A 9397-nucleotide genomic window follows, 5' to 3' on the forward strand; every position below is an offset into this window, starting at 1 on the left:
ATTTGGACTCATCAGTCCGATTTGACGTAGAGCCCATAAAAAACACTAAAATGATTCAACTTTTAATCATCTTAGTGCTATTATTAAGTGGTATAACTTTAAAACCTATTTTTCAAGGAATAGCATTATACACACTTTTCATCTATTTTTTATAAATTTTTATTTTAATTTCGTAATAATCATCATGTTCTTTATCACGTTGTTCTACACGTATACCAGATTGTTCAATGGCTTGAATGCTTTTTCCAACTTCGTCACGGGCTTGTGTTAAATCTTTAGAGAATTGGAAAGATTGAGCCTTTACTTTTTCTGGTCCAATTTTCTGTTTAACACGTGCTTCTGTTTGTTTAACATTTAATTTTTGGCTAATCACTTGTTCAATTAGCTTTTCTTGATCGTCCTCTTTAAGAGATAAGACAGCACGAGCATGACGCTCAGTAATCTTGCCTTCTCTTAAACGACTAATCACTTTAGGTGCTAATTTCAATAATCGCAATTTATTTGCGATAAAACTTTGACTTTTACCTAAACTTTTAGCTAATTCACTTTGCGTTGTTCCACCAATCTCAAGAAGCTTTTTATAAGCTTCCGCTTCTTCAACAGCAGATAAATTTTCACGTTGAATATTCTCAATTAATGCAACAACTGCTGTTTCTTCATCATTCATATGACGTATAATGACATCTGCTTGAGATTTATGCAGTGACTGTAGTGCTCTAAAACGTCGTTCACCCGCAATAATTTCATACATATTCTCTTCAATCGGTCTTACAACGATGGGTTGTAATAAACCATGCTCGTCAATAGATTCAGCAAGTTCAGTAATCTTACTTGAGTCAAACACCTGTCTTGGTTGATAACGGTTAGGTACAATACGCTCAATTTGAATGGATTCGACGCTAGAATTGCGATCTTCTTCAATGTATCCAACGATGTCATCTTTATTTTTCAATCCAAATAATTTTGAAAAAGGCTTTTTCATTATCCATTCACTCCTCTTAAAATTAATTTTAACATGTAGGTGCTATTAATTTTCTAGTAAAGGAGATTTATTAGGCGTACCAGGTTTTCTAGGATATTTTTTAGATGTTTGACGACGTTTATCTATAATAATCATTTGTCGTTCACCAGCATCTTCTGGTAAATCAAATGTATAAGAATCACTAAAGACGCCACCTAATATACTAATCCCAAATTGTGCTTCTTCTAATTCTTCTTCTCCTTTAGAAGACTTCAATGCGATGAACTGGCCACCCTTTTTAACTAAAGGAAGGCACAATTCACTTAACACTGTAAGTCTGGCTACTGCACGTGCTGTAACTACGTCATACGTTTCTCTGTTTACGCCTTTACCGAATGTTTCAGCGCGATCATGTACAAAGCTAACTTGTGTTAAGCCAAGTTCAGCAGCTAGATGATTTAAAAATTGAATACGTTTATTTAAAGAATCTACAATGGTTACTTTCAATTCAGGGTAAACAATCTTCAATGGAATACTTGGGAAACCTGCACCTGCACCAACATCACAGATGGTTAAAGGCTGATTGAAATCATAATAAAAGCTCGGTGTAATTGAATCATAGAAATGTTTCAAATAAACTTCATGTTCATCTGTAATACTTGTGAGATTCATTTTCTCATTCCATTCTACAAGTAAACGATAATATGTTTGAAATTGTTCTTTTTGTTTATCTGACAATTCAATTCCATGTTCACTTAATTCTTTAGCTAGCCATTCTACGCCATTCATTAATTTTTCACCCTTTGCAATTTACCTTGCTCTAAATAAACAAGTAAGATTGAGATGTCTGCTGGGTTAACACCAGAGATTCGTGATGCTTGTGCAATATTCAATGGTTTAACTTCAGCTAATTTTTCACGAGCTTCAGTCGCTAAACTATCCACTTTACTATAATCTAAGTCTTCCGGAATTTTTTTCTCTTCCATGCGTTTAACTTTTTCAACTTGTTGCAATGATTTATTGATATAGCCTTCGTATTTCGTTTGAATTTCAACTTGCTCTTCAACCGCTTCAGGTAATTGATGACTTTCTTCTAGAATTTCTAAGATTGTATTATATGTCATTTCAGGACGTCGTAATAGATCAATTGCTAGAATGCCATCTTTTAGACGTGAACCACCATTTGCCTCAATGACAGATTGTGTGTGTTCATTTGGTTTAATACGAATATCAGTTAAACGTTGGATTTCATCTTGAATTTGTTGACGCTTTTCATTAAAACGCGCGTAACGTTCTTCTGAAATCATACCTAATTCATAACCTACATCAGTCAAACGCAAGTCAGCATTATCATGACGTAGTAATAATCTATATTCTGCACGAGATGTTAATAAGCGGTAAGGCTCATTCGTACCTTTTGTAACTAAGTCATCAATTAAAACACCAATATATGCATCTGAACGACTTAAGATTTTTTCTCCGGTACCAAGCACTTTACCTGCAGCATTGATTCCAGCCATAATACCTTGACCAGCCGCTTCCTCATATCCTGAAGTACCATTGATTTGTCCAGCCGTATATAAATTTTTAATCATTTTAGTTTCCAATGTTGGCCATAATTGCGTTGGCACAATCGCATCATATTCAATGGCATAACCCGCACGCATCATGTCTGCCTTTTCAAGACCAGGAATCGTTTCTAACATTTGACGTTGTACGTGTTCTGGTAAGCTTGTTGAAAGTCCTTGAACGTAAACTTCATTTGTATTACGACCTTCAGGCTCTAGGAAAAGTTGATGTCTAGGTTTATCATTAAAACGCACAAATTTATCTTCAATTGATGGACAATAACGAGGACCTGTTCCTTTAATCATACCTGAATACATAGCTGATAAATGTAGATTATCATCGATGACTTTATGTGTACGATCATTGGTATATGTTAACCAACAAGGTAATTGGTCTAGGATATATTCTGTAGTTTCAAAACTAAATGCACGACCTACATCATCACCAGGTTGAATTTCCGTCTTAGAATAGTCAATTGTTTTCGCGTTTACACGTGGAGGTGTACCCGTTTTAAAGCGCACAACTTCAAAACCTAATTCTCTTAAATTATCAGCTAGAGTGATAGATGGAAGTTGATGATTTGGACCACTTGAATATTTCATGTTACCTAAGATTATTTCACCACGTAAGAATGTACCTGTCGTAATAACAACCGCTTGAGCGCGATATTCAGTACCGATATTTGTGCGGACACCTTTTACTTCATTGTCTTCAATAATTAATTCATCCACCATACCTTGCATGATGTCTAAATTATCTTCATCTTCAATGACACGTTTCATTTCTTGTTGATATAACACTTTGTCTGCTTGAGCACGTAACGCACGTACTGCTGGTCCTTTACCAGTATTTAACATACGCATTTGGATATGTGTTTTATCAATCGCTTTAGCCATTTGTCCACCTAATGCGTCAATTTCTCGAACGACAATACCTTTCGCTGGACCACCTACTGATGGGTTACATGGCATGAATGCAATATTATCTAGATTAATTGTTAGCATTAGTGTTTTTGCGCCACGTCTTGCAGATGCCAAACCTGCTTCAATACCTGCATGTCCAGCACCAATGACGATTACATCATATTCTTGAACCACCTAATTGACCTCCTTTAAATTTCCTTTGTCCTTAATTTTATAAATAAGACTTCCTACCGTCTCAGTTTCTTTAATATTTATCATTTCTTAAACGTTACATAGCTATAAGGTATAAACTATTATTTTCCTAAGCAGAATTGACTAAATAGTTGATCAATCAATTCATCACTAGCAGATTCACCAATAATTTCACCTAATAATTCCCAAGTACGCGTTAAGTCAATTTGAACCATATCCATAGGAATACCTGATTCAGCTGCATCAATCGCATCTTGAATGGCATTTCTAGCTTGCTTTAATAAAGAGATATGTCTTGAATTAGATACATACGTCATATCTTGGTTTTGAACATCGCCACCAAAGAATAAATCTCGTATTTGTAATTCTAGTTGATCAATACCTTCTTGTTTAAGCATAGATGTTTGGATAAGTGGTGTATCATCAATCATTTCTTTTACTTCATTTATATCTAAGTTTTGTTCTAAATCAGTTTTGTTAACAATTACAATGGCATCTTCATTTTTAATAACTTCATATAATGTACGATCTTCTTGTGTTAATGGCTCATTGTTATTTAATACAAATAAGATTAGATCTGCTTCACTTAAGGCTTTGCGTGAACGTTCGACACCAATTTTTTCAACGATATCTTCAGTGTCACGAATACCTGCAGTATCTACCAATCTTAATGGTACACCTCTAACATTGACGTATTCTTCTAAAACGTCACGAGTTGTACCTGCAACTTCAGTTACGATGGCTTTATTATCTTGAATAAGGTTATTTAACATTGACGATTTCCCTACATTTGGTTTACCAACGATAACGGTTGAAAGACCCTCTCTCATAATTTTACCTTGTGTTCCAGTCTCTAATAATAGATTAATTTCGTTTTTAATCTTTTTAGATTGCTCTAATAGGAATTCAGTTGTAGCATCTTCAACATCGTCATATTCTGGATAATCAATGTTCACTTCTACTTGCGCGAGAATTTCTAAAATGGATTGACGTTGTCGCTTAATTAAATCACTTAGTCGCCCTTCGATTTGGTTCATGGCAACTTTAGAAGCACGATCTGTTTTAGAACGAATAAAATCCATAACAGCTTCAGCTTGTGATAAATCGATACGCCCGTTCAAGAATGCACGCTTTGTATATTCACCTGGCTCTGCCATTCTTGCACCATGCGTCATTGTAAGTTCTAATATTCGATTAATTGTTAAAATACCACCGTGACAATTAATTTCAATAATGTCTTCGCGTGTAAATGTTTTTGGTGCTCTTAGCACAGATATCATAACTTCTTCAACAACTTCATTTGTTTCAGGATCTACGATATGACCATAATTAATCGTATGTGAATCTACGTCTTGCAACTTTTTCTTTCCTTTATATAGCTTATCTCCAATTTCAACGGCTTGTGGTCCAGATAAACGGACAATACCGATTGCTCCTTCACCCATAGGTGTTGAAATACTAGTTATCGTATCAAAATCCATGATTATCCTCGCCTCCTTATTCAAGTAAAATTTCATTATAACATTGTAATTTGTTTCTATAAAAATTGCTAATAAGTTGATTTATCGCTCATAAGGTAAGACTTCGGTTTGTCTAACCTCAGACTAACAGTCGTCTAAAACTCCCCTACTCTTCTATTTAATCTTTTTATTAAAGACCTTTGCAATTTTTAATACATGTTCTAAGCTACCCTGGATTTCAAGTGTAGTCATATCCTTAGCTGGTTGCCTAGCAATAACGATAATATCACGTGCAATAATATCTTCTTTATGAATTTTGAAATTCTCTCTTATCGCACGTTTAATTCTATTTCGAGTCACTGCATTGCCTAATTTTTTAGATACACTAATACCTAATCGAAAATGATCTTTATTACTATTGTAGGTATAAACAACAAACTGTCTATTTGCTACCGATTTTCCTCTTTTATAAATCGTTTGAAAATCAGTATTCTTTTTTATACGGTAAGCCTTCTCCACGTTCACATCACTCGCTTATTTTATTCTTTGCCATCTTAGCTAAAGTTAGTTTTGATATAGCGTATCTCAATTTATACCTATTCAAACGAAAAAAAGACCACTGAGAAGTCAGTGATCTTATGCTGATAAAACTTTACGGCCTTTACGACGACGACGTGCTAAAACTTTACGGCCATTTTTAGTGCTCATGCGTTTTCTGAAACCATGAACTTTACTATGTTTACGTTTATTTGGTTGATAAGTACGTTTTACCATGCAAAACACCTCCATCTACATATTTATCCAGCTCACTTGCTCTTGTAGTGATCCTGATTATTTTAATAGATAAATTATAATTTCTGATATCAGAATTCTTGTTTTAATTCAATTTTATCTAGTCATAATTCAAACAACTACTACAATATAACAAATTACTATTTATAAAGCAAGTAGCATTTGCATTAAGATGTTATTTTTTAACCACTTGTCAACAACCATTTTTAATATTTATACATTTCGCCAAACGTGCGTCTCACACACTTTATTCATTTTAAATTCATCTTTATAAATTATTTCCCAAAGCTGTTGTAGTACATAAACTTAGTTTTTTAAAATTATCCACTTATACACATACGAGATTCAAGATTCTGTGGATAATATATTAATTATTAACAGATTTATACCGAATTTAACAACATATTCACACCTATTTGACATCTCTCTAAGTTAAAAAGTATAATTATGTGGATAAGTCGTCTAACTCATTATTTTTAAAGGATTTATTTATTGATTTTATATACGTATTTAGTGTGAATAAATCATAGCATATATAAAGTTATCCACTGAATGTTATTAACTTGTGGATAATTATTAACATGCTGTGATTATTTTTATCCACTTGTCTAAATGTCTGTGTATAAGTCCTAAATTTAAAAGAAGATGGAGTTTATTTTATGTCAGAACAAGAAATTTGGAAAAAAGTATTAGAAGTTGCTGAATCAGAAATATCTAAATCGACATTTAATACTTTTTTGAAAGATACAGAACTCAAAGAAATTCGTGATAATGTTGCAATCATCTTTGTAATTCATGAATTTTACGCAGAATGGTTAAATTCAAACTACAAAGAAGTAATCCAAACAATTATGAAAGATGTTATTGGTTATGAAGTTGAACTCAAATTTTTCACTGCTGAACAATTAGCTGAACTTGATGAGACAAGTCGTAAATCTAACACGCCAAGCGAACCTCAACGTCAAATCATTGAAGATGGTCATGAAGGCACAGATCAATTCAATACTCACAATACATTTGATACTTTCGTCATTGGACCTGGCAATAGATTTCCACATGCAGCAAGTCTTGCAGTTGCTGAAGCACCAGCACAAGCATACAACCCTCTATTTATATATGGTGGCGTTGGTCTTGGTAAGACACATCTTATGCATGCGATCGGTCATCATGTTCTTAGCAATCAACCAAATGCTAAAGTACTATATACTTCAAGTGAAAAATTCACGAATGACTTCATCAAATCAATTCGTAACAATGAACCTGAAGCCTTTAGAGAGAAGTATAGAAACATCGACGTGTTACTGATTGATGACATTCAATTTATTCAGAATAAAGAACAAACGCAAGAAGAGTTCTTCCATACATTTAATGAATTACATCAAAATAAGAAGCAAATTGTCATTTCAAGTGACCGTCCACCTAAAGAAATTGCAAAATTAGAAGACCGTTTACGTTCTCGTTTCGAATGGGGATTAATCGTTGATATTACTCCTCCTGACTATGAAACGCGTATGGCGATTCTTCAGAAAAAAATCGAAGAAGAGAATTTAGAAATTCCTGCTGAAGCTTTAAATTATATTGCTAATCAAATTCAATCAAACATCCGTGAATTAGAAGGCGCACTCACACGTTTGCTTGCCTATTCTAAACTTCAAGGCAGACCTATTACGACTGAATTAGCAGCAGAAGCGCTCAAAGATATTATTCAAGTTCCTAAATCTAAAAAAATTACGATTCAAGATATTCAAAAAGTCGTTGGACATTACTACAACGTTCGCATCGAAGATTTCAGTGCAAAAAAACGTACAAAATCAATTGCTTATCCACGTCAAATTGCGATGTATTTATCAAGAGAACTTACTGATTTTTCATTACCTAAGATTGGTGAAGAATTCGGTGGTCGAGATCACACGACAGTGATTCATGCGCACGAAAAAATCGCTAAAGATATTAAAGCCGATACAATTTTTAAACAAGAAGTTGAAGATTTGGAAAAAGAAATTCGCAATCAATAAAATAAAAGTTAAAAACTGTTATACAACAGATTATGAAATGTTAAAGTGGGAAATAAAAAATAGTGACAAGTTATTATGGTATAAGAAGCATTGATTAATGATAAGCGTCATAAACATTTTATTCGTAATTGTGGATAATGTTTAAAAGTAATACACAGCATCAACAGTTTATCCACATGTGTATAACTTTGGCACACAAGGATTTTCTTAACATATCCACTAATCCACAAGCCCTACTACTATTACTATGAATTTAAAACCTATATAATTATATATAAACGACTGGAAGGAGTTTAAATTAATGATGGAATTCACAATTAGAAGAGATTATTTTATTAATCAATTAAATGACACATTAAAAGCCATCTCACCAAGAACAACATTACCAATTTTAACGGGTATCAAAATCGATGCTAAAGATAACGAAGTCATCCTTACTGGTTCAGATTCTGAGATATCTATTGAAATTACAATCCCTAAACAAGTAGATGGTGAGGATATTGTCACTATTTCTGAAACAGGTTCAGTTGTACTTCCTGGTCGTTTCTTCGTAGATATTATTAAAAAACTACCAGGTAAAGATGTTAAATTATCAACAAATGAACAATTTCAAACACTGATTACTTCAGGACATTCTGAATTTAACTTAAGTGGTTTAGATCCTGACCAATATCCATTATTACCTCAAGTATCACGTGATGATGCAATCCAATTATCAGTAAAAGTATTAAAAAATATCATTGCACAAACAAATTTCGCAGTGTCCACCTCAGAAACACGCCCAGTACTTACTGGTGTTAACTGGCTTATACAAGATAATGAATTAATATGCACTGCGACTGATTCACACCGCTTGGCTGTAAGAAAGTTGAAATTAGAAGATGACTCTGAAAATAAAAATGTCATCATTCCAGGTAAAGCTTTATCAGAATTAAATAAAATTATGAGTGATAGCGATGAAGAGATTGATATTTTCTTTGCTTCAAATCAAGTTTTATTTAAAGTTGGAAATGTAAACTTTATTTCTCGCTTATTAGAAGGACATTATCCTGATACAACACGTTTATTCCCTGAGAATTACGAAATTAAATTAGGCTTAGACAACGGTGAATTCTATCACGCAATCGATCGTGCTTCTTTATTGGCACGAGAAGGTGGTAACAACGTTATTAAATTAAGTACAGGTAATGATGTTGTAGAATTATCATCTACATCACCTGAGATTGGTACTGTAAAAGAAGAAGTTACAGCAACGGATGTAGAGGGTGGCAACTTGAAGATTTCTTTCAACTCTCGTTATATGATGGATGCGTTAAAAGCGATTGATAATGATGAAGTTGAAGTTGAATTCTTTGGTACGATGAAACCATTCATCCTTAAACCAAAAGAAGATGATTCTGTCACACAATTAATTTTACCAATTAGAACGTATTAGTTTTAAAAGCTATTAATTTGGCTCTACGTCAAATCGGACTGATGAGTCCA

8 protein-coding genes are annotated in these 9397 nt (G+C 33.4%); 2 read left to right on the top strand and 6 right to left on the bottom strand.

Annotated features, from left to right (window positions below; genetic code table 11):
* Window positions 1-142 precede the first annotated feature (142 nt).
* From noc to rpmH, 6 genes are all read right to left on the bottom strand, one after another.
* The gene (gene noc / locus HMPREF2737_RS05725) at window positions 143-982 is read right to left on the bottom strand and encodes a nucleoid occlusion protein (protein WP_037552648.1); all 840 of its coding nucleotides are present in this window, start codon (window positions 980-982) and stop codon (window positions 143-145) included.
* Window positions 983-1027: 45 nt separating this feature from the next.
* Window positions 1028-1750: a 16S rRNA (guanine(527)-N(7))-methyltransferase RsmG gene (gene rsmG, locus HMPREF2737_RS05730; protein ID WP_037552646.1), complete on the bottom strand. Its 723-nt coding sequence runs from the start codon at window positions 1748-1750 to the stop codon at window positions 1028-1030.
* Window positions 1750-3627 (bottom strand): tRNA uridine-5-carboxymethylaminomethyl(34) synthesis enzyme MnmG, encoded by a 1878-nt coding sequence (gene mnmG, locus HMPREF2737_RS05735; protein ID WP_011276914.1) that lies wholly within the window; start codon window positions 3625-3627, stop codon window positions 1750-1752. The genes rsmG and mnmG overlap by 1 nt, the downstream gene beginning before the upstream one ends.
* Window positions 3628-3746: 119 nt before the next feature.
* A complete protein-coding gene (gene mnmE / locus HMPREF2737_RS05740) occupies window positions 3747-5126 on the bottom strand; it encodes a tRNA uridine-5-carboxymethylaminomethyl(34) synthesis GTPase MnmE (protein WP_037552644.1) in 1380 nt (459 codons plus the stop codon).
* 153 nt (window positions 5127-5279) lie between these two features.
* Entirely contained in the window at window positions 5280-5630 is a 351-nt protein-coding gene (gene rnpA / locus HMPREF2737_RS05745) for a ribonuclease P protein component (RefSeq protein WP_160380507.1), read from the bottom strand.
* A 111-nt stretch (window positions 5631-5741) separates the two neighbouring features.
* The gene (rpmH, locus tag HMPREF2737_RS05750; protein WP_000240855.1) at window positions 5742-5879 is read right to left on the bottom strand and encodes a 50S ribosomal protein L34; all 138 of its coding nucleotides are present in this window, start codon (window positions 5877-5879) and stop codon (window positions 5742-5744) included.
* A gap of 677 nt (window positions 5880-6556) precedes the next feature.
* Between rpmH and dnaA the strand changes: the two genes are divergently transcribed.
* On the top strand, window positions 6557-7912 hold the full coding sequence (gene dnaA, locus HMPREF2737_RS05755; RefSeq protein ID WP_037552642.1) for a chromosomal replication initiator protein DnaA: 1356 nt from the start codon (window positions 6557-6559) through the stop codon (window positions 7910-7912).
* A gap of 301 nt (window positions 7913-8213) precedes the next feature.
* A complete protein-coding gene (gene dnaN / locus HMPREF2737_RS05760; RefSeq protein WP_011274360.1) occupies window positions 8214-9347 on the top strand; it encodes a DNA polymerase III subunit beta in 1134 nt (377 codons plus the stop codon).
* Window positions 9348-9397: the final 50 nt, after the last annotated feature.

It is taken from the genome of Staphylococcus sp. HMSC069D12, assembly GCF_001810405.1.
Classification (GTDB): Bacteria; Bacillota; Bacilli; order Staphylococcales; family Staphylococcaceae; genus Staphylococcus; species Staphylococcus haemolyticus.